Source organism: Martinezella sp. CNPSo 3795 (assembly GCF_057784475.1).
Genome location: NZ_JBXSOQ010000002.1, coordinates 912,818 through 933,420, shown reverse-complemented (window position 1 = coordinate 933,420; position 20,603 = coordinate 912,818). Strand labels below are relative to the sequence as shown.

The window sequence follows — 20,603 nt, the reverse complement described above, 5'->3', positions numbered from 1 at the left end:
GGCGGTCAGCTCTGTGCGACACGCACGATCAGCTTACCGAAGTTCCGTCCTTCCAGCAGCCCGAGAAAAGCTTCCGGAGCGTTTTCGAGCCCATCCACGATGTCCTCCTTATATTTGAGGCGCCCCTCGGCAATCCATTTTCCGGCTTCTCGATAGAAATCGGGGCGTTGATCGGCAAATTCGCGTTGTATGAAACCCCGGATGGTCAGGCTCTTTCTCAGGATGGCGCGCATTACAGCAGGCAATTGGTCCGATCCACGCGAAGTGGACGGGTCTTCGTTGTAATGCGCGATCAGTCCGCAGACCGGAACGCGCGCGAAATCGTTCAGCAATGGAAACACCGCGTTCCAGACATGTCCCCCGACATTTTCGAAATAAATGTCGATGCCGTTCGGGCAAGCAGACGCGAGCCGGGCTTGAAAATCGTCGGCCCGGTGATCGATCGCGGCATCGAAGCCGAGTTCGTCGCGGATATAACGGCATTTGTCCGGGCCGCCTGCAATACCAACTACTCGCGCACCAAAGATCTTGCTGATCTGCCCGACGGCCGAGCCGACCGCGCCGCTGGCCGCCGCCACGACCAATGTCTCTCCCGCCTTGGGCCGCCCGATATTGCGCAGCCCCGCATAGGCGGTGAAGCCCGGCATTCCGAGAATGCCGAGTGCCGTCGAGATCGGCGCCGCATTCGGGTCAAGCTTGCGTAATCCCGCGCCGTTTGAGATCGCATGGCTCTGCCAGCCGGAATGGGAAAGGACGATGTCTCCCGGCGTGAACTCCGTATTGCGTGATTTGACCACGCGCGCAACGGTTCCTCCTTCCATCACGCCGCCAATCTCGACCGGCGCGGCATAGGATTTCGCGTCGTCCATCCGGCCTCGCATATAGGGGTCGAGGGAAAGATAAAGGATCTGCAGAAGAACCTCGCCTTCGTCGAGATCCCGCAAGGTTTCCCGTTCAAGCCGGAAGTTCGCCGCGACCGGTTTTCCAACGGGACGGGAGGCAAGCACGATGCGGGTGGTGACGGGCTGATTGGCCATGTGGAATTCCGTATCTCAAGTTCTGCTTCCGGACGCGATGCAGGATTTCGTAATCTCAGTTGCAGCCGTCCGAGGTTCGTGTCGTATCACCGTGTGTGAGCGTCGGTCTTCCAACTCATTCCTTGAACCATAGTGCGACTCCATTGGCGGCATCGGCATCAACAAGCAGGCCGCCCTCGAAGGCGCGAGGCGAAAAGCCTCCTTGCGCCAGCACATCTGCGGTTGCTTCAACCGATCGTACCTTCAGTCCGAGCGCCACTTTTCTTTCGTTACCGTCAAAGCTTGCCGGAATGGCGGAGCCGAACCGGGAGGCGGCGTCAACCTCGGACAGGATATGAAGTGTGACGATGCCGGCGTGAATTGCAATGCCGTCCCTGCTGATTTCAGGCGCGGCGGTATTGGCAAATCCGCCTAGCAGTTCGGTTAGCGCTTCGGGAGCGCGGCTGACGATGAAGACATCGACGATATCGAGAACACCATTGGGGTGGCTCTGATCTCTCGGCTGCCACACCAGCTCCGGCGTATTGTGCTGGCAGAAAAAGAAGCGGCCGTTGGAGATCGCCTCCTTGCCGATCTGGAAGGTGCGGAAACTGGCTGACTTCTCTATGCCTCCCACGTTGACAGGGCGCGAGAAGTCCCGCCATTCGGTGACTGATTTGCCGGCGTCGCCCAATTCGCGTTGCAGGCTGGCTGCGTCCGTGGTTCGAAAGGCAAGTCCGTTCAAACCGATCGGATAAGACCAGAGATCGGTGCGTTTGTCGTCACTGTCAGGCGGAAATCCGAGTAGCTCCAGATAGTTCTCGCCGAACACGGCAAGATGATTGATGGAGCCCAGGGTATGGTAACCTCGTGGCGTCAGCGCGAAGCCGAGTTTGCGATAGATCGCAGCGGCCTCGTCCAGCCGATCAAGGACGCCAATGACGGCGTGATCGAGGATGAGGGGTTGGGCAGTAACAGCCATTGGGGGCTCCCGACATAGAGGTATGTTAAATTGCGGTCTTTGCGCCGCATTCGGCATGCCGCGGCTTTGGTGATCACATCAGCAACCGTGTCCGCGGGCCGAACGGGAGCGGCTGCTGAAATGCGTCGAACAGGATTGGCTATCCACGGTAAGGCTGACGTCGATGCGAACCGATCTCATGAGATAGTTCGACGGATTTCGATTGCAGCTCATGGCTGGTGCCGTCATCGACAAGATCATCGAGAATGAGCGCCCGATATTCTTGCGCCAGCAGCCTTGTCTCTATCTCGTCACGTTGTGCCGAGAGGCGAAAGAAACGACGCAGCCTGCTCATGATATGCCTCCTTTACGCGGCACGGTTGAGATGGCCAGGCATTGTGGACGCCAACTTATGGATGGCGCGTAGCACATCCGAGGCGGCAGCAAAATGTTGGCCGTCGAGATCATAGACGTGAAACTTGACCGCGATGAACTTCAGCGCGCCCTTGTCCGGAACGACGATGCCCACCGGAATGCCGGCATATTCAATCACCTGTCTGGTCATTTTCATCACCCGTTGACACCAATTCTCCCGAACGAACGATTGGAGGCGTCCCAAGTTCGATTAGTCCATTAATTTAGTGGATTATATGCATGGTAGATGCGGCAGGCCATTCCCGGCAATGCCAAATAGTCGGGCCACAGGGGAAAACAATTCTAATAGAAAAGGTTGAAGGGTATTGAGGAACGTGCCTTGGTGTTTGCGAAATTGTTTCTAAACGTCCGAATATCGCGCCCCTCGCTTCAAGCGGATGCCAACCCCATCAAGGAGCCACCGTCTATTCAACCTCGTGATATACCCGCGCGTTCGTTTCCTGACTTGCGACCAAATTAGAATATTAATTCTATAGATAGCTTAGTGTTTGCCGTAGTTTGATGCGCGTTTTCATACAGAGGCTTACACAATGGGCATCAAAGCCAAATTCAAGGCGGCAAGTTTACTAAGCGTGTGGCTATTGGTGGCGCCGTCGGCATTCGCCGATGACCAGCCGGTCAAGGGCGGCACGCTGATTTATCTTGAACAGCAGGCGCATACGAACCTTTACCCGCCGGCGGGCGGCTTCTATCCGAATGGTGGCATTCTCAACCAGATCACCGACAAGCTCACCTATCAGAACCCGAAGACGCTCGATATCGAGCCGTGGATCGCCGAATCCTGGACAGTCAACGACAAGGCGACGGAATATACGTTCAAGATCCGCAAGGGCGTGACATTTTCCGACGGTTCTCCGCTCGACGCCAATGCCGTGGCGAAGAATTATGATACGTTCGGCCTTGGCAACAAGGAGCTGAAGCAGCCGGTTTCCGAGGTCATCAACAACTACGATCATAGCGAAGTCGTCGATCCCTATACGGTCAAGTTCTACTTCAAGAAGCCGTCTCCGGGTTTCCTGCAAGGAACCTCCGTGATCGGATCGGGCTTGGTTTCCCTAAAGACGCTGGCATTGCCTTTCGACCAGCTCGGCGATGCGACGAAGATCATCGGGTCCGGCCCCTTTGTCGTCGAAAGCGAGACGCTCGGCAAGCAGCTCTCGCTGAAAGCGCGGACAGACTATAACTGGGGTCCGAACAAGTTGGCGCATCAGGGCCGGGCCTATCTGGACGGGATCAAGTACATCATCACCGGCGAGGACAGCGTGCGCATCGGCGCATTGCTTTCCGGCCAGGCCGATTTCATCCGTCAGCTGCAGGCCTATGACGAGAAGCAGGTGTCCGATCAGAGTTTCGCGATCTATGCGGCGCCGACCCGCGGCGTGAACGACAGCGTCGCCTTCCGCCCGGACAATCCGCTCGTTGCCGATATTAGGGTTCGCCAGGCGCTCTTGCATGCGACCAACAACAAGGAAATCGTCGACACGCTGTTTTCGGCAAATTATCCGCAGGCGAAATCGGTCATTTCGTCGGCCGCGGCCGGCTACACGGATTTGTCGTCGAAGCTGACCTACGATCCGGCTCTTGCTGAAAAGCTTCTGGACGAGGCAGGCTGGAAGAAGGGTGCGGGCGGCGTTCGCGAGAAGGATGGCAAGCCACTTTCGCTTGCCGTCTATGAATCCTTGCCCCAGCCGCAGAACAAGGCCGTGCTGCAGCTCGTCGCGCAGCAATGGGCCAAGCTCGGTGTCAAGCTGCAGGTTCTTGCCGGAACCTCGGGAAATCTGGTGACCGACAATGTCGATCCAGCAAGGACACCGCTGGTCGTCGCTGAGGTCGGCCGCGCCGATCCCGATGTCATCAAGAGCCAGTTCTATCCCAAGAATCGCGATGCCCTGCTGCAAAAGGGTGGCCTCAATCCCAAGGCGACCTTCTCGGATGAAAAGCTGAACGGCATCCTGGAAACCGTCGCCTCCGAGACTGATCGCGACAAGCGACTGGCGGCGGCCAAGGCCGCGCAGGAATATCTGCTCGATCAGGCCTATGTCATCCCCTTCTTCGAGGAGCCGCAGGTCTTCGCTGGCGCGCCGTATGTGAAGGGAATTGCGTTCGAAGCCGTGGGGCGCCCGTCCTTCTACAGCGCCTGGCTTGCTGAACATTGACGAATAAAGGGCGGCCCGGCGTGGTGCCGGGCCCTCCTTCATGCGAAGACATGGTAGTGGCATGGCAAGATACATATTATCGAGGTTCGGGCAGGCGCTGTTCGTCCTATGGGCGGCCTTCACCGTTTCGTTTGTTTTGCTGCAGTCGCTGCCTGGCGACGCGGTGCTGATCAAGTTTCAGAACCCGGATTACGGACTAAGCCCCGAACAGCTTGCCGATATCAGGGCGGCTTATGGCGCCGACGGATCCTTCCTGCATCAATATGCCCACGCAGTCTGGAATTTTTTGACGGGGGATTTCGGCTATTCACTGCAGGCAGGCGTTCCGGTGAGCTCGCTGCTTGCCACCAACCTGCCGCCATCCCTTCTGCTCGCAGCATCGGGGTTTGCGGTGGCGACGCTTCTCGCCGTTCTGATCGCGATTGCCTGCAATCTCTCCGTTTTTGCCTGGCTGCGTGGCCTGATCCAATCCATTCCGTCGCTGTTCATATCGGTGCCGACCTTCTGGCTCGGCATCATGCTCATTCAGATATTCTCCTTCCGGCTTCGCCTCGTACCGGTCATCAATCCCGGTCCATGGGAGGGTCTCTTCCTGCCCATCCTGACGGTCGCGGTGCCGATTTCGGCGCCGCTCGCGCAGATATTGCTGAAGAACATCGACGAAGTCCTGACGAAGCCTTTCGTGCCCGTGGCTCGGGCCAAGGGACTTTCGCATGCCAAGGTCCTATGGCGACACGTCGCCAAGAATACGCTCCTGCCGGTTCTGACCGTTGCCGGATTGCTGTTCGGGGAACTGATCGCCAGCGCGGTCATCACCGAAACGGTGTTTGGCCTCAATGGTATCGGCGGGCTGACGAAACAGGCCGTGGACAGCCAGGATGTCGCCGTTCTTCAGGCCATCGTCGTCGTCGCAGCAATCGCCTTCGTCGTCATCAACCTCGTGGTCGATCTTCTCTATCCCGTGCTCGATCCGCGTCTGAAGACCAAGCTGGGAGCCGCATGATGGCAACGATCGAAACCGCCCGGCATCATGCAGACCTCGATGCGTCCGACCGGCAAGTCAGCGCATCGCCCGCCTCGCTCGAGACCAATGTTCACGAGAACGCCGGAGCTGGCGGGCGTTTTCCACGCATGCAGCCTGGTCTCGTCCTTGCTTGCCTCATTCTCGCACTGGCTGTCCTTTGGTCACTCTTCCCAAGCCTCTTCACGATCTACGACCCTGTCCAGGGCCTACCCGGGCAACATCTACGACCGCCCAGCGCCACGCATCTCCTGGGGACGGATTCGCTCGGGCGGGATCTCTATGCACGCATCGTCTACGGCGCGATTCACTCGCTATCGGGCGCGCTGGCGGCTGTTGGCATCGCGCTTGTAGCCGGCACGACGCTCGGCGTCCTTGCCGGATCATTTGGCGGCAGGATCGAGACGGTCATCATGAGGCTGGTCGATGTCATGCTGTCGATACCGGATCTTCTCTTGTCGCTCAGCATCATCGTCCTGCTCGGTTTCGGCACCGTCAACGCCGCGATCGCGGTCGGCTGCACGCTGATCGCCAAGTTTGCCAGATTGGTTCGCTCCGAAGTCGTGACGGTGCGACGAAGCGAATATGTCGAAGCCGCCTTCGGCAGCGGCGGGACATTCCTCAAGGTGCTCTGGCGCCACATCCTGCCGAATTCACTGACCTCGGTAATCGCCTTTGCTGCGCTTCAGGCCGGCTGGGCGATCCTGCAGCTCGCGACGCTCGGCTTTCTCGGCTATGGCGCGCCGCCGCCGACACCGGAATGGGGCCTGCTGATCGCCGAAGGACGCAATTATATCGCAACCGCCTGGTGGCTGACGGCGGCGCCCGGTCTTGTCGTCGTCCTGGTGGTTATTTCCATCAATCGCATCAGCCGGGCAATCGGGAGCATCGGGAAATGACGGCTCCGATCATTGAAACCATTAAGGAAGAGGGTGCGCCGATCCTCGATGTGAATGGCCTCAGGGTCGCCTATCGCGACAAGAGCGGCCAGCGCACGGTCGTTCACGATATTGGCTTTGAGGTTCGCGCCGGCGAAGTGGTCGCCCTCGTCGGCGAATCCGGTTCAGGCAAGAGCTCCACCGCACAGGCGTTGATCGGCCTTCTGCCCGAAGGCGGCATTCTCCAGCAGGGAACCATCCGCCTGAACGGCCAGGATATTGCCGGCTGGCCGCAAAGGCGGCTGAATGGCATTCGTGGTTCCATCATCAGCCTCGTGCCGCAGGATCCGGGCAATTCGCTCAATCCAGTGAGGACGATCGGCGAACAGGTCGCCGAAATCCTGACGGTGCATGGCCGGGCGTCTGGAGCGGCTGCTCGCGTTCAAGCGATCGAATTGCTGGAACGTGTCGGCCTCAGCCAGCCTCAATTGCGCGCCAAGCAGTATCCGCATGAGCTCTCCGGCGGCATGCGTCAGCGCGTGTTGATCGCCATTGCCATTGCGCTGAAACCTTCGCTGATCATCGCCGACGAACCCACCAGTGCGCTGGATGTGACGGTGCAGAGGCACATTCTCGATCTGATCGACGATCTGAGACGGGAATATGGCACGGCGGTCCTCTTGGTGACCCATGACCTCGGGGTCGCCGCCGATCGATCCGACAGGTTGATCGTCCTGCAGCACGGCCGCATCCAGGAGCAGGGGCGCACGGCCGACATTCTCGCAAACCCGCGAAGCAACTATACGCGCCGCCTGCTTGCCGACGCGCCATCGTTGAATGCGCGGCCGAAGGCCGCGCCGGCACACCCGGTTGCATCCGTCGCGGCGGACGACGACATCGTCGTGGTCGATAGGCTGGTGCAGGATTTCGGTGCCGGTCGCGGCGGCAGTTTCCGGGCGGTCGACGATGTTTCTTTTCGCGTTCGCCGCGGCAGCACCCATGCAATCGTCGGTGAATCCGGCTCCGGCAAGACGACGACGATAAGGATCGTTTCCGCCTTTCAGAAGCCGACTTCGGGTCAGGTACTGATCGACGGGCTCGACCTGGCTTCGTTGCGCGGTGAAGCGCTGAGGCAGCTGCGCAAGAAGATCCAGCTCGTCTATCAAAATCCCTATGGTTCGCTCGACCCACGCCAGACAATTACGGGGATCGTGGAGGAGCCGTTGCTGAATTTCGAACGGCTGCCCCGCCGTGAGCGATTGGCGAAGGTGGCGGCCACTCTCGACAAGGTCAGACTGCCAGCCGACATATCGCAACGTCGGCCGCATTCGCTTTCGGGAGGGCAGCGCCAGCGCGTCGCGATCGCCCGTGCGCTGGTGCTCGATCCGCAGATCCTGGTGCTCGACGAGGCTGTCTCCGCGCTTGACGTAACGGTGCAGGCGCAGATCCTCGATCTCTTGGGCGAGTTGCAGCGCGAGCTTGGGCTGACCTATCTGTTCGTCTCCCACGATCTCGCCGTCGTGCGACAGATCGCGGACACTGTCTCGGTGCTGAACGCCGGGCAGCTGGTCGAGACGGGTCGAGTCGAAGACGTCTTTTCCAATCCAAGCAGCCCGTACACACGCGAGCTGATCGATGCGGTGCCAGGCAAGAAGTCTCCGCGGGCGACCGCACCCGTCCTTATCAATGCAGGATGATCCCATGAGTACGCCAACATTACCGAAGCGACTGGGCTTCTTCAGCCGGGTCCTAGACCAGGTGGATGCCGGAACCCGCTATAGGCTGGTTGCCGAGCAGATCATCCATGCCGAAAAACATGGCTTCGACACGGCCTGGGTGGCGCAGCATCACTTCAACGGAGACGAAGGCGGCCTGCCTGCACCATTGGTGTTTCTCGCCGCACTGGCCCCGCAGACCTCGCATATTCGTTTGGGCACGGGTGTCATCACGTTGCCGATGGAGAATGCGGTGCGGGTCGCCGAAGATACAGCCGTGCTCGACAAGCTGCTCGGCGGACGGTTGGAGGTCGGCTTCGGAACGGGCGGCACCCCGCAGGCCTTCCTTCCCTTCGGCCTGGAAAGCAGCCAGCGCACGGAGGTCTATGGCAATCATCTTGCTCTCGTGCGCGATGCCTGGGCGGGCGGAGAGCTTGCGGGCGGCAACCGCCTCTATCCGGCGGCACCGCATTTGCGCGACCATGTGTGGCAGGCGACATTTTCCGTTGGCGGCGGCTTGCGTGCCGGCCGCGATGGTGACGGGCTGATGTTGTCGCGCACACAGCCGCGGCCGGTCGAGACGCCGCACGCCAAGCTTTGGGACCTGCAGAACCCGATTATCGATGCCTACCTGTCTGCGTTGCCGGCAGGGCGTCAGCCGCGGATATTGGGTTCACGGAGCCTCTTTGTCGCCGATAGCAGGAAAGAGGCCCTTCATTTCGCCGATATCGGCTTGAGGCGGATCGTCGAACACTTCAAGGCGGCGGGCTTCGTGATCCCAGGCGAAACCACGGCTGATTTGATTGGAGCCTTCGATGTTCACGTCGGCACCCCCGACGACGTTATCGCGTCGCTTCAGGCAGACACGGCATTGGCGCGGGTCACGGATCTGGTCTTTCAAGTGCATTCCGTCGATCCGCCGCATGAACATATCCTGCGCTCGCTGGAACTGACGGCTGCTCATGTCGCCCCAGCGCTTGGTTGGGTGCGGCAGAACCTAACCGGAAAAGAGCGCCGCTTGGCGGCGCAAGTCCAATAGCAGTATCCGAAGAGAAGGCATCGACCATGACTTTGCAGACCAGAGACGTCATCGATTTCCTCGCGGGAATAGATCCTGGGTCCGATCTTGACGGCCTTCGGGCACAACGGCCCGAGACGCGCCTCAATGCTCAAAAGAGCTATGAAGCTCTTTTCGAGCCCGAGCATTGGGGAAGCGTGACCCCGGCGGAGCGCTTTGCCGTCGCCGCCTTTGTCGCCGGCCTCCACAAGGCGCAGGAGATCGCGAATTTTTATTCTTCCAAGTTGCGGGATGAGGCGCACGGCCCGGAGCTCGTCGCCATCATCTCCGCGGAGCTGGAGGTCGGCGATACAACCGGACCTTACGGCCATTATCCGGCTGGCCCGCTTTCCCGCGAGGACCGGCCGGGCTTCGTTTATGAGGTTTCGGGCGAAAGCCGGAAACTTCTGGACCTGAAGCTCAGCGCGGCGCTCGAACACAGCCACCTTCTGGTCTTCCGTCCGAGGGATGCGAGTGCCGCGGCGCTGCAGAAGCTGCTGGACGCCGGCTGGACGACCACAGGCATCGTTACCTTGTCACAGCTGGTCGCATTTCTCGCGTTTCAGATCAGGGTCGTTACAGGCTTGAGAGCCTTGGCTGCCAATCCAGCCGATGTCGGACATGTCGCGCAAGCCTGATCGCACGAACAAGGAATCCTTTCATGACCGAAACTGTAATTCATCCCGAAATCGCAGACCGACCAAACGCCTTCACTCAAGCTGAAATCGGCTGGACACCCTGGCTGCGGCCCCTTGATGAGGCGGACTTGACCGAGCGCCACTGGGCAGGCCTTGTGGATGCATCCCGCGCGAAGTCGCCGTATTTCATGCTGCTGGTGCGCGATCCCGACATTCTCCAGGCCCGTACCAAGACGGACAAGGATATCTTCTACAATGTCTCGGCCGGCCTTCCTCGTGCTGAGCGTGAACTGGCCGCCACGGCCGCATCGCGGGTGAATGGCTGTATTTTTTGCGCATCGGTCCATTCTCGCTTCGCCGCCCATCATTCCAAGCGGACGGATGACGTGCAGCGTCTGCTGGATGATGGGCTTCAGGCTGATCTTGGCAGTCGCTGGAATGCGGTTGTCGAGGCTTCAGCCGCGCTCACCGCGACGCCATCGCAATTTGGAGCCAACGAGATCGTCAGATTGCGCGAGGAGGGCCTGGATGATCTGGAAATCGCCGACGTGATCCATGGGGCCGCCTTCTTCAATTGGGCAAACCGATTGATGCTATCGCTCGGCGAGCCGACACCAGCGGTCTGAAGCCGACGTTATCGTGATTGAGCAGCGGAAGCTCGTCTGGAGGGCGGCTATGTCGATGGCAAGCGCTACAATACGGCGCGATCGAAACTGAAACGACGGACGAGATGGTCACGCAAAGAAAAAAGATACTGCTCAACGCATTCAACATGAACTGCGTCGGCCACATCAATCACGGGCTATGGACCCATCCGCGAGATCAGTCCGATCGCTATAAGACGCTGAGCTATTGGACATCGCTTGCGGCGACGCTGGAACGCGGCCTTTTCGATGGCATTTTCCTGGCCGATATTCTCGGCGTCTATGATGTCTACCAGAACTCGGTCGATCTAACCTTGCGGGAATCCATTCAGTTGCCGCTCAATGATCCCTTGTTGCTGGTGTCCGCCATGGCGGCCGTGACGCGGCATCTCGGCTTTGGTGTAACGGTCAATGCCAGTACGGATGCGCCCTATGTTTTTGCGCGGCGCATGTCGACACTCGATCATCTGACCGATGGGCGCATTGGCTGGAATATCGTAACCGGCTATCTCGACAGTGCCGCGCGCGGCTTGGGACTCGATATGCAGATCGAGCACGATGCCCGCTACGATCGCGCAGACGAATATCTCGAACTCCTGTACAAATTCTGGGAGGCAAGCTGGGAAGACGACGCGGTTTTGGCGGACAAGAAAAAGCGCATCTATGCCGACCCATCAAAAGTCCATCGGATAGATCATCAGGGGCAATTCTATCGTTCGAGCGGCTATCATCTTGCCGAACCGTCCATACAGCGTACACCGGTTCTCTATCAGGCGGGTACATCCGGCCGCGGCAGGCAATTTGCTGCCCGTCATGCCGAATGCATCTTCATTGCAGCCGCCGACAAGAGCGCAGCACGCGCCGCTGGCCGGGCGCTGCGCCAGGCGGCTGTTGCCGCAGGGCGAAAGCCCGATGACGTGAAAATCTTTGTCGGCATAACTGTCGTAACGGATCGCTCGGCCGCCGCGGCGCGGGAAAAATATACGGACTACCTCCACCATGCTAATCCTGAAGCCGGGTTGGCGCATTTTTCGGCGAGCACGGGCATCGATTTTTCGCGTTACGAGCTCGACGAGACTATCGTCTATGGACCGTCCAACGCCAGCCAGTCAGCAACGCAAACTGCGCGGCAACGAGGCTGGACCAAGCGGCAATTGCTAGGGGAACTGTCCATCGGCGGCCGGTATCCGGTCATTGTCGGCGATGCCGCAACGGTCGCGGATGAGCTTTCCGCGTGGATCGATGAGGGGGAGATCGACGGCTTTAACCTCACCCGTACGGTGGCGCCGGAGGGCTTCGAGGATTTCGTTGATATTGTAGTGCCAGCCTTGCAGGATCGGGGTCTCTATAAGACTGCATACGCGGAAGGTTCACTGCGGCAAAAGATCTTCGGGGAAACCGCTCGCTTGCCGGAACGTCACTGCGGGGCGTCTTATAGACGGCGATAATCAAGCTTGTGAATTTGAAAGGTAGAGACGCGTGACGCCCGGAATTCTCTGGACGTGTCGTTTCGGCGGATCGGACCAGATTACGGCGAAGGAGAGTATGCTGGCTTAGTGTTCTTTCGAGTCCCGAATGCTTCCCGTGCGAGTTCCAATAGATTTTTAAAGATCTAAAGGACCGACGGTGAATTATTTCGGCAAAGCCACGCCCGAGATCTCCTCGCAGATTGCGATGAGGCTGTCTTGAAGCGCTGGATCATGAGCCTGCGGGTTCGCGGTCCGACGCTTCAGATGATAGAAGTATTCTCCCGTGACATCCGCCTTCGGGTCGTCGCCGGCTGCCAGCCAGGCTTGAGTCAGATGGGCCTGTGCCATGTCGTCAGGTGCGCCAGGGCCGCCCATCTTGGTCGGAACCCATCCGGGCTCCAGCGAATTCGAGAACACGTCCTTCCAACGTCGCGCGATCGCGAATGCGAGCATTGCGTCGTGCAGCTTGCTTTCGGCATAGGCCTCTGATCCGTTCCACCTGCGACGTTTCCAGAGAATATCATCGAGATTGGCATCCGCATGATGGTGCATGCCGGACGACAGGTAGACTAGCCGCTTCGGTGGTTCGATGAGCGCGGTCAGAATGTAGGCCGACAGCGTGTTTATGGCGAAGACATGCGGCAGCCCATCGGAGGTGAGGCGATGAGCTTCGCGATAGCCGACAGCGGCATTGTGGATCACCGCATCGAACCGGCCGAGTTTGTTGACTTCGGCGGCGACATTTCTTGCGCCGGCGATAGTTTCGAGATCACCGATCACGACAGCCTCCGCCTTCGGAAGAGCGCGGCGGGCATCGTTGGCGCGAGCCGGATTGCGCGCATGAAGCACGACCCGGTGGCCTTGTTCGGTTAGACGTTCAGCCACCATGAGGCCGAGACCGGTCGACGAGCCGGAAATGAAGATGCGGGACATGAAAATCTCCTTTGATAGCCGGCGAGCAAATCTCACAGGCAATGTGGAATAATGGTCAGGATTGTGAAGAGCGGGCGGTCTGGACAAGCGCGGCACCGGCGAGGGCGCAGGCGGCGCCAAAGAGGTAGACGGCCGCATATCCGAACTGTCCGGCGATAATGCCTGTGAGCGGGCCGGAAATGCCGTAGGCGATATCGAGAAAAGCCACGAAGCCGCCCATGGCGCTGCCGCGATTGGCGGCAGGCACTCGCTTCAGCGCTTCGACGCCGAGAGCGGGAAAGATCAGCGCACAACCGAGACCTGTGACCAGGGCGCCGGCAAGTGCCGTCCATTCATTAGGCGCCACCCAGATCAGCGCCTGACCGGCTGCCTCGGTGGCCAGAGACCAGAACGCGACGCGATAGCCGCTCGTTCTGTCGGGCAGCGAGCCAAAGATGAGGCGCACGAAGATGAAGCCGATGCCGAAGGCCGTCATGACCAAACCGGCATCGTTCCAATGCTGGGCTGCGAAATAGAGCGATGCGAAGGCCGTAAGACCCGACAGACCAACCCCTTGCAGCATCAGCCCAGCCCCTTCGCGCCAGATTTGGCCGATGACCTTGTAAAAGGGCAGACGCGGGCCTGCCGGGCTCGTATAAGAGGTCGACCGAAATGCGATAGCGACTGCGACAAGCGGAGCAACCATACAGGCGATCATCGCGGTCTCAAGGCCGTACGACTGATAAAGAGCCATGCCGACCGGGGCGCCGATGGCCAGTGCCGCGAACATGGCAATGCCGGTCCACGACATCGACATGCCTGCGCGCTGCGGTCCGACCGAGGCAATCGACCAGGAGACGCAGCCGGTGACGAAGAGGCTCTCACCGAGACCCGCAATCAATCGCCCGACAGCAAGAATTGCAAGGCTGACATCGGGCGAGAGAATGGGCATGGCCGCCGCCAGATAGAGCAGCCCTGCGGTCATGCTGATCGCGGCACCTTGCAGGGCGGAACGCTGACCGCCCTTGAGATCGGTCAAGCGTCCCGCATAGCCACGACTTAGCACGGTGGCGAGGAATTGGATGCCAATCACCAGGCCGACGACCAGATTGTTGAAGCCGAGCTTGTCGTGGATGAAGAGCGGAATAACCGGAAGCGGAAGTCCGACCCCGAGATAGCCACAAAAGAGCGCGGCGATGATCCCCGGGGCGGGGCGGGAAAGATATGCGGGAGCGGCTTTCGCTTCCGTCGTCTCATTGATGAGAGATGCTGACATGACAGCCTCCATTCTGAAAGTCTGTGGGGTAGCAGCGTCGCCGAAAAGCGGCGGCACCGATTCAGGCCGCTTCTTCGGGGGCGGGTGCGCCGAAGCGGTTCAGGCGATAGCCGCTCTTTTCCAGCAGGTAATCGCGCGACTCGGTGATCTCCGATGACAGCTTGATGAGATCGGTGCCGACCAGCTTTCCGCCGCGTTTGCGGATCTCGCCGGCGACCATGACCGTATCGACATCCGAGCGCTCGACGGCCTGGACGATCGTGCCGACAGTGTTGTTAACCGGCGTGACAGCGACACCGTCGGCACGTACCATGATGATATCGGCCTGCTTGCCGGGCGCCAGCGAACCGACCTCGCTCTCAAGACCCGCGGCGCGTGCACCGTTTACGGTTGCCGCTTCAAGGACGCGCTCGACGGTGATCGGCAAGGGCACATTATCTTCGCCTCGGAATTTGCGGTAACGCATGGCCGAGCGCTGCTGCAGGAATAGGGCGTGCATCTCGCCGAACATGTCGCTGCCGAAGGCCGTGTCGAGATCGATGCCGATAGCCGGCGTCAGGCCATGGTCGATCGCTTGCTGATACGCGAAACTCTCGTCATCGAAACCGAACAGTGCATCGGAACGCGGGTTGACGGTGACGTTCACGCCGGCATTGGCAAAGAGGCGCCACGTCTCCCGCGGAATGCGGGTGCAATGATTGAAGATGTTGTGCGGACCGAGCACGCCCTCTTCGGCAAATTCCGGGCCGAGCTTGGCTAGATCGCCGATGAACTCGGTCAAAATGCGCATATTCAGGCTGCGGGCGACCTTCCACCAATCGAGATTGAGCTGGCCGAACAAGCCCACCCTGACAAGACCGTCGCCCCGATTCCAGTTGTCCGCCAGCCGCTTCAGATCGCCCGGTAGGTGTGCGGAGGACGCCTTCTTGTCCATGGCGGCGCCGACCATGTGCAGGGCGCGGATACCGCTGCCATCGAGAGCATCGAGCGCTGCGTCGGTATGTTCCGGGCTGCGGGAGGAATGGCAAGCGTCGATGACGGTCGTGATGCCGGCATCGAGACAGGCAAGCGCCGTAAGCCGGGTGCTGAGATACATATCCAGCGGCCGATAATGGCAGCCCAGTGTTTCCGCCACCATATCGATATAGGCAAAGAGATCGTGCACATCGGGCATCATGCGGCGCATTGCGCCCAGCCACATGTGATGATGGGCGTCGATCAGACCTGGCATGACGATGCTGTCAGAAGCATCGATAACCGTTGCATCGGTAACGGCGAGGTTCTGTCCAATGGCCGCTATCCTGCCGTGTTCCACGAGCAGGTCGCCGATGGCGAGATTGCCGACCGTCTTGTCCATTGTCAGTATGGTGCCGCCTTTGAAAAGCGTGCGGGGATGGTTGAGATTGCTCATGATTGGGTCCTCTCAGGTTTAAGGCACGGGACCGTTATCGCTCCGGAATGATCTTGAATTAAGTGCGCTTATGTCAGATGATTCCTGACTAAAAATCAGGAGTCGGCACATGTCTTTTGATGGACGGATTCTCTCGGGGGTGAGCGTGCTTGCGGCCGTCGTTGAAGGCGGGAGCTTCGTCAAAGGCGCTGAACTGATCGGCATCACCGATTCCGGTGTAAGCCGGGCCATTGGCCGTCTTGAGACACGCCTCGGCGTGCGCCTGCTCGATCGAACGACGCGCTCGGTGACGCTAACCGACGAGGGCCGGCGGTTTTATGAAGAGGTGAAGCCGCACTTGAATGCGATCGAGGATGCCGCCGTGGTCGTGTCCGGCTCGGCAACAGCGGTGCGCGGTCGCTTGAAAGTGGATATTGATCCATTCTTCCTGCCGCTCGTGCTCGCAGGCCGGCTTGGTGGATTCTGTGAACGCTATCCGGATCTATCTATCGAGTTCGTGACCAAAGAGCATGTCGGAGATCTTGTTGCAGACGGTATCGATCTCGCGATCCGGTTTGGCCAGCCTCGCTTTGCCAGCCTGATTGCGCGAAAGCTAATAGAAGCACCAATTCTGACCGTGGCGTCGCCTCGTTATCTGGAGCGCCATGGTCGTCCGGCGCATCCTTGCGACCTCTCCGTTCATCGCTGTCTGCAGTTTATCGATCCCTATACCGGGAGACCATTCGAATGGGAATTCATCCGGGGAGGCGAGACAATCGATGTTCCGACGAGCGGACCGTTGACGTTCACCGACCCCAAGACCATGCTCGACGAATGCCTTGCTGGAACCGGCATTGCTCAGGTAATCGGCTGGGGAGTTGGGCAGGCATTGGCGACAGGATCGCTGATCGACCTCTTCCCCGACTGGCATGGCGAGCGTTTCCCGCTCTTTGCTTTCCAACCATCACGCAAGCAGCCGCCAGCGAAGGTGCGCGCATTCGTCGATTTCTGCGCCGACATTACTGAGGAACTCGAACGTTAGGGGTTGAGGGATGCCGTATACCGCCGATTGATAGTGTGGGCGCTCCTTTTTGAGCGCCTGCGATAGTCGGCGGAGGGCGGCACCACTTTCCAGCCATTAAAGGCAAATCCATTGGCGCTCGCTGCACGCGATCGGCATCGTCCGCTACTGCGTCCGCATGCCGTCGCTGATTCTATCGCGCTATCATCGGCCGCCTTAAGGGGGATGATCATTGCTCATCGAGCCAAAGAAAGGACGGTCTCAAGCAGTACCTTCGCGCCTGTCTCGATGTTCTCCGAGGTGACAAATTCAGCCTCGTTATGGCTGATGCCGTCTCGGCACGGAACAAAGATCATCGCTGTCGGTGCAACACGACTGATGAAAAGTGCATCGTGGAAGGCGCCGGAAACCAATTTCATGTTGGAAACGCCAAGCCTTTCGCAAGCCTTGTCGATCACATCGACGACTGTCGTGTCGAATTGTCCGGGTGCCAAGTCGAAACGTTTTTTGATGAGCACATCGACCATATGGCGCATAGCCGACGCACGGCATTCCGCGTCGATTTGAGCTTCTATGGAAGAAAGCACGTCTTCCCGCGGATGGCGGATGTCGATGGTGAATGTGACCCTGCTCGGAATGACGTTGACGGAGCTGGGTTCGACGCTCATTCGACCAACGGTCAGCCGCGCCATCGGATCGGCCGGCATGACGAGGAGCTGCAGTTGCGCGATCGCCGCGACGGCCGCCGCCATGGGATCCTTGCGGAATTCCAGCGGAGTCGTGCCAGCATGGGCCGCCTCGCCGCTGAAGGTAACTTCGAGCCACCTGGTTCCTTGTACGCCGGTGACGAGGCCGATCGGGATGCCCGCGCGCTCGAGAACGGGTCCCTGCTCGATATGCATCTCAACGAAAGCGGACACCGCATGGCCGACCGGCTGCATCTTGGCTTCCGGCAGTGCCTTCAATGTCGCCGCCAATTCATCGCCAAGCCTGGCCCCGTCGGTGCCGCGCGTATCCTGCCACCCAGCCATGTCGCCCGCGCCAATAAAGGCCATGGATCCCATGCAGCCGGGAGAGAAGCGGCTACCTTCCTCGTTGGTCCAAGACACAACTTCGACGGATCGTTCCGTAACGGCTCCGGCATCCTCAAGGGCTTCCAGTACCTCGAAGGCGGATAGCGTGCCAAGCGCACCATCAAACCTGCCTCCCGTGGGCTGGCTGTCAAGATGGCTGCCAATCAAAACGGGTGGCAATGAAGGATCATGTCCCTCACGCCGGATGAACAGATTGGCGATCGCATCCTGGTAGGCTTTGAAACCGCGGGCAACGGCCAGTTCCGCAAGCCGGCGCCGAGCCGTCCTATCTCCGATGCTCAACGCTTGACGGTTCACCCCTCCCGCTGGCGTGGCTCCTATCGTTGCAAAATCGGCAATGCGCCGCAGCAGACGCTGCGCATTGATTTGTGGGTATGACGTCATCGATGGATGCCTGTCACGAAGTCTTTTACCCTTTGCGGATCGACCGCGTTCCACCAGACGCCATCATACTTCAGTGAGCTTGCAATGATCACACCATCGGCTACCGACAGAATGTCGTTACCATTTTCCGGCGTCACACCGCTGCCGACGAGGGTCGGCAGGCCCGCCGCCCGCTTGATCAATTTGATGTAATCGAGATCGGCTGCATGCCCTGTCCTTTGCCCTGTGGCGATAATGGCATCCGCGTCAAAGAAGACGAGATCCTTGACCTGTTCCTCGACTGGTCGGTCCGCAACGATGGCATGCGCTCCATGTTTGACATGGGCATCGGCGAAGATGCGGATGCCATGGGCATTGAGCCGTGCGCGATAGCGCATTGCGCGGGCAGCTTCTCCCTCGATGAAGCCTTCATTGGCGACATAGGCGTTCGCCCATTGATTGACGCGCACGAAGCCCGCGCCTGCCGCACTGGCGATTGCAAGCGCCGGAATGGCGGCATTCGCAAGAACATTGATGCCGATCGGACCGGCGAGTTCGCGGCGGATGCGGTCGGAGATGACGGCCATGTAGGCCGAGGTTTCGGGGCCGATGTCATCGGGCTTGGAAAAAGGAATATCGCCATGGTTTTCGATGATCACGGCGTCGCAGCCGCCGGCAAGGTAGGCGCGGGCATCGTCAAGTCCGCGCTGGTAGACGGTCTCGATCTCCTCGCCGGAGTAGCGCGGCGCACCGGGAAGCGGCGCCAGGTGAACGACGCCTATGATCGCCTTTTCGCGCCCGAAAAGATCGATGAGCGCGTTGCCAGCTACCTGCCCGATGGGTTTCATTGTCCCACTCATGTGTTTTCCAGTTCTGATCTCTTGATGATGTCCGAAATTTCCACCCGCGAGGGATAGGAGGCGAGCGTTCCAAGACGACCGACGGAGATGCCGGCGGCCTTGGTTGCCAGGTTCGCGGCTGCGGTCAGGGATTTTCCTTGTGCGAGCAGGCCGACGAGGACGCCCGCAAAGCAGTCACCGGCGCCGCTGGTATCAACGACCGCGCTCTTGGGCGCCGCGAGGAAAACTGGTGTTTGATCCGCCTGATCCCATATGAGGCTGCCTTGGCTTCCAAGCGTCACGACGACGCTTCTCGCTCCGTTCTCCAAAAGCAGGTTTGCCGCTGCCCTTGGGCTTTCCATGCCCGTCAGCGCCGCGGCTTCGCCTTGATTGACGATGACAAGATCCACGTCGGCAAGATCCTCGAGCGTCATGTCCGACAGAGGACTGGCATTGAGCACCGTCTTCAGGCCTGACCTTCCGGCAAGCTTCAGACAGCTGGCGGTGACCTCCCTGGACAGGTTGCCCTGCATCAGAAGGATGTCGCCCTTGCTCCAGGTCCGCGTCAGGGCCGATTGCCGGATCGGATTGAAGGCTCGCGCGCAGGCGACGGCGCTGACGATGGCGTTTTCGCCGGCTTCTTCCAGCAGGATCGTCGAACGGTCGGTGGAAAGAGGCAGGCGGATCAGTCGATCGACCTCGAGGTCACTCTTCAACGTCTCGCTCACGCCATCCGCCATGTCGTCGTCGCCAAGCGCGCTCCAGAAGCACACCGCTGCCCCGCTTCGCGCCGCCGCCACGGCTTGATTGGCACCCTTGCCTCCTATGCCTTCAACGATCGAACTCGCGTTGAGCGTTTCCCCCGGACGCGGCAGGCGCGGCAGGCGGAAGCTCGTGTCGACGCAGACATTGCCGACGACATGGAGGCGCATGGGCGTCAGTCCTTGAGCGTTGCCCAGGCCAGCATCTGCTCGAAGAGCGTCTTGTAGCCGTTCCAGGCAATGAACTCCGGCGGCAGCCAGTGTGGACCGACATCCGAAGTCCAGACGAGTGTCCTGCCGGCGCCATAGGTGCCGGTTACCAAAAGTGGCTGCGAACCATATTCGCCTGAAACCGTCGCAAGCACGTCAGCTCCTGGCTTCGCCTTCACCTCATTGAAACCGAGAAGGTAGGGCCAATCTTTGCCGAGGCCTTTGAGAACCGGGTGGGTGTCATTGCCTGTCACGACGGGCGAAAACCCCTCGGGAACTTCAACGCGGTCATCGATGGCAAGGCAGGTTACCGGCAGCACCTCCTCCACTGGCGTTTTATGATAGCGCGCGCCGCCATTGATGCCTTGGAAGCTGTAATAGCCGCCGAACATCAGCAACGCGCCGCCATGTGTAACGTAATCGCGCAGCAGCTTCAGCCGGTTTGGCGTTCTCTTGGAATGAATCCAGGTATCAGGGTGCAATAGCAGCGTGTTTGCGCCGATATCGGACAGAACGACCGCGTCATATTCCGCGAGTGCTTCGGCTGTCAGCGGGAAATCACGCTGCGCCTCATGGGCCGGCATGAAGGTGACATCAAAGGCGCTGTCCTTCAATGCCTTCAGCAATTCGTCGGCACCGGTGTGATAGGTCACCGTCGGAAACTGATCGAAACCCTTGATATGGGTGGCGGTCGAAACCCATGATTCACCCGCCAGAAGAACCTTTTTCTTGCTCATGTCTGCTCCT

The 20,603-nt window shown here is 59.6% G+C and carries 20 protein-coding genes; 9 read left to right on the top strand and 11 right to left on the bottom strand.

What is annotated here, in order from left to right:
* Positions 1-5: 5 nt before the first annotated feature.
* From AC13QY_RS09230 to AC13QY_RS09215, 4 genes are all read right to left on the bottom strand, one after another.
* Positions 6-1,037 (bottom strand): NADP-dependent oxidoreductase, encoded by a 1,032-nt coding sequence (locus tag AC13QY_RS09230; protein ID WP_113388561.1) that lies wholly within the window; start codon positions 1,035-1,037, stop codon positions 6-8.
* Between the two features lie 115 nt (positions 1,038-1,152).
* Positions 1,153-1,998 (bottom strand): VOC family protein, encoded by an 846-nt coding sequence (locus AC13QY_RS09225; protein ID WP_113388562.1) that lies wholly within the window; start codon positions 1,996-1,998, stop codon positions 1,153-1,155.
* Positions 1,999-2,137: 139 nt separating this feature from the next.
* Positions 2,138-2,332, bottom strand: coding sequence for a hypothetical protein (locus tag AC13QY_RS09220; RefSeq protein WP_113331247.1), 195 nt, complete (start codon positions 2,330-2,332; stop codon positions 2,138-2,140).
* A gap of 12 nt (positions 2,333-2,344) precedes the next feature.
* Positions 2,345-2,542, bottom strand: coding sequence for a hypothetical protein (locus AC13QY_RS09215; protein WP_113388677.1), 198 nt, complete (start codon positions 2,540-2,542; stop codon positions 2,345-2,347).
* Positions 2,543-2,942: 400 nt separating this feature from the next.
* On the opposite strand from AC13QY_RS09215, the gene AC13QY_RS09210 reads away from it, so the two are divergent.
* The 8 genes from AC13QY_RS09210 (at position 2,943) to AC13QY_RS09175 (ending at position 11,969) form a co-directional block, all read left to right on the top strand.
* Entirely contained in the window at positions 2,943-4,568 is a 1,626-nt protein-coding gene (locus AC13QY_RS09210; RefSeq protein ID WP_488493337.1) for a TIGR04028 family ABC transporter substrate-binding protein, read from the top strand.
* Positions 4,569-4,629: 61 nt separating this feature from the next.
* Positions 4,630-5,571, top strand: a complete 942-nt coding sequence (locus AC13QY_RS09205) for an ABC transporter permease (RefSeq protein WP_113331245.1) — start codon at positions 4,630-4,632, stop codon at positions 5,569-5,571.
* A complete protein-coding gene (locus tag AC13QY_RS09200) occupies positions 5,571-6,488 on the top strand; it encodes an ABC transporter permease (RefSeq protein ID WP_113331328.1) in 918 nt (305 codons plus the stop codon). The genes AC13QY_RS09205 and AC13QY_RS09200 overlap by 1 nt, the downstream gene beginning before the upstream one ends.
* Positions 6,485-8,164 carry a dipeptide ABC transporter ATP-binding protein gene (locus AC13QY_RS09195; RefSeq protein WP_488493336.1) on the top strand — a complete coding sequence of 560 codons (1,680 nt, stop codon included), beginning with the start codon at positions 6,485-6,487 and terminating at the stop codon, positions 8,162-8,164. The genes AC13QY_RS09200 and AC13QY_RS09195 overlap by 4 nt, the downstream gene beginning before the upstream one ends.
* Positions 8,165-8,168: 4 nt before the next feature.
* Positions 8,169-9,221 (top strand): putative FMN-dependent luciferase-like monooxygenase, encoded by a 1,053-nt coding sequence (locus AC13QY_RS09190; RefSeq protein ID WP_488493335.1) that lies wholly within the window; start codon positions 8,169-8,171, stop codon positions 9,219-9,221.
* A gap of 26 nt (positions 9,222-9,247) precedes the next feature.
* Positions 9,248-9,877, top strand: a complete 630-nt coding sequence (locus AC13QY_RS09185) for a CMD domain protein (protein ID WP_113331243.1) — start codon at positions 9,248-9,250, stop codon at positions 9,875-9,877.
* A gap of 23 nt (positions 9,878-9,900) precedes the next feature.
* Complete coding sequence (locus tag AC13QY_RS09180; RefSeq protein WP_488493334.1) at positions 9,901-10,503, top strand: alkylhydroperoxidase domain protein; 603 nt, start codon at positions 9,901-9,903, stop codon at positions 10,501-10,503.
* A 104-nt stretch (positions 10,504-10,607) separates the two neighbouring features.
* Complete coding sequence (locus AC13QY_RS09175) at positions 10,608-11,969, top strand: LLM class flavin-dependent oxidoreductase (RefSeq protein ID WP_488493333.1); 1,362 nt, start codon at positions 10,608-10,610, stop codon at positions 11,967-11,969.
* A 183-nt stretch (positions 11,970-12,152) separates the two neighbouring features.
* Here AC13QY_RS09175 and AC13QY_RS09170 read toward each other — a convergent pair whose 3' ends face one another.
* The 3 genes from AC13QY_RS09170 to AC13QY_RS09160 form a co-directional block, all read right to left on the bottom strand.
* The gene (locus AC13QY_RS09170; protein WP_488493332.1) at positions 12,153-12,923 is read right to left on the bottom strand and encodes an SDR family NAD(P)-dependent oxidoreductase; all 771 of its coding nucleotides are present in this window, start codon (positions 12,921-12,923) and stop codon (positions 12,153-12,155) included.
* Positions 12,924-12,978: 55 nt separating this feature from the next.
* Positions 12,979-14,178, bottom strand: a complete 1,200-nt coding sequence (locus tag AC13QY_RS09165) for an arabinose transporter (protein WP_488493331.1) — start codon at positions 14,176-14,178, stop codon at positions 12,979-12,981.
* Positions 14,179-14,239: 61 nt separating this feature from the next.
* Complete coding sequence (locus tag AC13QY_RS09160; RefSeq protein WP_488493330.1) at positions 14,240-15,589, bottom strand: amidohydrolase family protein; 1,350 nt, start codon at positions 15,587-15,589, stop codon at positions 14,240-14,242.
* Between the two features lie 109 nt (positions 15,590-15,698).
* Here AC13QY_RS09160 and AC13QY_RS09155 point away from each other — a divergent pair, with 109 nt between their 5' ends.
* Positions 15,699-16,610, top strand: coding sequence for a LysR family transcriptional regulator (locus tag AC13QY_RS09155; RefSeq protein ID WP_488493329.1), 912 nt, complete (start codon positions 15,699-15,701; stop codon positions 16,608-16,610).
* A gap of 215 nt (positions 16,611-16,825) precedes the next feature.
* Here AC13QY_RS09155 and AC13QY_RS09150 read toward each other — a convergent pair whose 3' ends face one another.
* From AC13QY_RS09150 to AC13QY_RS09135, 4 genes are read right to left on the bottom strand one after another with little or no spacing between them, the layout of a single operon-like run.
* Positions 16,826-18,067, bottom strand: coding sequence for a Zn-dependent hydrolase (locus AC13QY_RS09150; protein ID WP_488493328.1), 1,242 nt, complete (start codon positions 18,065-18,067; stop codon positions 16,826-16,828).
* Positions 18,064-18,906, bottom strand: a complete 843-nt coding sequence (locus AC13QY_RS09145) for a BtpA/SgcQ family protein (protein WP_113352995.1) — start codon at positions 18,904-18,906, stop codon at positions 18,064-18,066. The genes AC13QY_RS09150 and AC13QY_RS09145 overlap by 4 nt, the downstream gene beginning before the upstream one ends.
* Entirely contained in the window at positions 18,903-19,817 is a 915-nt protein-coding gene (locus AC13QY_RS09140) for a ribokinase (RefSeq protein WP_488493327.1), read from the bottom strand. The genes AC13QY_RS09145 and AC13QY_RS09140 overlap by 4 nt, the downstream gene beginning before the upstream one ends.
* Positions 19,818-19,822: 5 nt before the next feature.
* On the bottom strand, positions 19,823-20,593 hold the full coding sequence (locus AC13QY_RS09135; protein ID WP_488493326.1) for a glutamine amidotransferase: 771 nt from the start codon (positions 20,591-20,593) through the stop codon (positions 19,823-19,825).
* Positions 20,594-20,603 lie beyond the last annotated feature (10 nt).

Coding starts and splice junctions, on each gene's coding strand:
- AC13QY_RS09165 (WP_488493331.1), bottom strand. CDS start 14,178: ATGTCAGCATCTCTCATCAATGAGACGACGGAAGCGAAAGCCGCTCCC.
- AC13QY_RS09205 (WP_113331245.1), top strand. CDS start 4,630: ATGGCAAGATACATATTATCGAGGTTCGGGCAGGCGCTGTTCGTCCTA.
- AC13QY_RS09220 (WP_113331247.1), bottom strand. CDS start 2,332: ATGAGCAGGCTGCGTCGTTTCTTTCGCCTCTCGGCACAACGTGACGAG.
- AC13QY_RS09230 (WP_113388561.1), bottom strand. CDS start 1,037: ATGGCCAATCAGCCCGTCACCACCCGCATCGTGCTTGCCTCCCGTCCC.
- AC13QY_RS09170 (WP_488493332.1), bottom strand. CDS start 12,923: ATGTCCCGCATCTTCATTTCCGGCTCGTCGACCGGTCTCGGCCTCATG.
- AC13QY_RS09135 (WP_488493326.1), bottom strand. CDS start 20,593: ATGAGCAAGAAAAAGGTTCTTCTGGCGGGTGAATCATGGGTTTCGACC.
- AC13QY_RS09150 (WP_488493328.1), bottom strand. CDS start 18,067: ATGACGTCATACCCACAAATCAATGCGCAGCGTCTGCTGCGGCGCATT.
- AC13QY_RS09175 (WP_488493333.1), top strand. CDS start 10,608: ATGGTCACGCAAAGAAAAAAGATACTGCTCAACGCATTCAACATGAAC.
- AC13QY_RS09160 (WP_488493330.1), bottom strand. CDS start 15,589: ATGAGCAATCTCAACCATCCCCGCACGCTTTTCAAAGGCGGCACCATA.
- AC13QY_RS09200 (WP_113331328.1), top strand. CDS start 5,571: ATGGCAACGATCGAAACCGCCCGGCATCATGCAGACCTCGATGCGTCC.
- AC13QY_RS09140 (WP_488493327.1), bottom strand. CDS start 19,817: ATGCGCCTCCATGTCGTCGGCAATGTCTGCGTCGACACGAGCTTCCGC.
- AC13QY_RS09225 (WP_113388562.1), bottom strand. CDS start 1,998: ATGGCTGTTACTGCCCAACCCCTCATCCTCGATCACGCCGTCATTGGC.
- AC13QY_RS09215 (WP_113388677.1), bottom strand. CDS start 2,542: ATGACCAGACAGGTGATTGAATATGCCGGCATTCCGGTGGGCATCGTC.
- AC13QY_RS09145 (WP_113352995.1), bottom strand. CDS start 18,906: ATGAGTGGGACAATGAAACCCATCGGGCAGGTAGCTGGCAACGCGCTC.
- AC13QY_RS09155 (WP_488493329.1), top strand. CDS start 15,699: ATGTCTTTTGATGGACGGATTCTCTCGGGGGTGAGCGTGCTTGCGGCC.
- AC13QY_RS09190 (WP_488493335.1), top strand. CDS start 8,169: ATGAGTACGCCAACATTACCGAAGCGACTGGGCTTCTTCAGCCGGGTC.
- AC13QY_RS09185 (WP_113331243.1), top strand. CDS start 9,248: ATGACTTTGCAGACCAGAGACGTCATCGATTTCCTCGCGGGAATAGAT.
- AC13QY_RS09195 (WP_488493336.1), top strand. CDS start 6,485: ATGACGGCTCCGATCATTGAAACCATTAAGGAAGAGGGTGCGCCGATC.
- AC13QY_RS09210 (WP_488493337.1), top strand. CDS start 2,943: ATGGGCATCAAAGCCAAATTCAAGGCGGCAAGTTTACTAAGCGTGTGG.
- AC13QY_RS09180 (WP_488493334.1), top strand. CDS start 9,901: ATGACCGAAACTGTAATTCATCCCGAAATCGCAGACCGACCAAACGCC.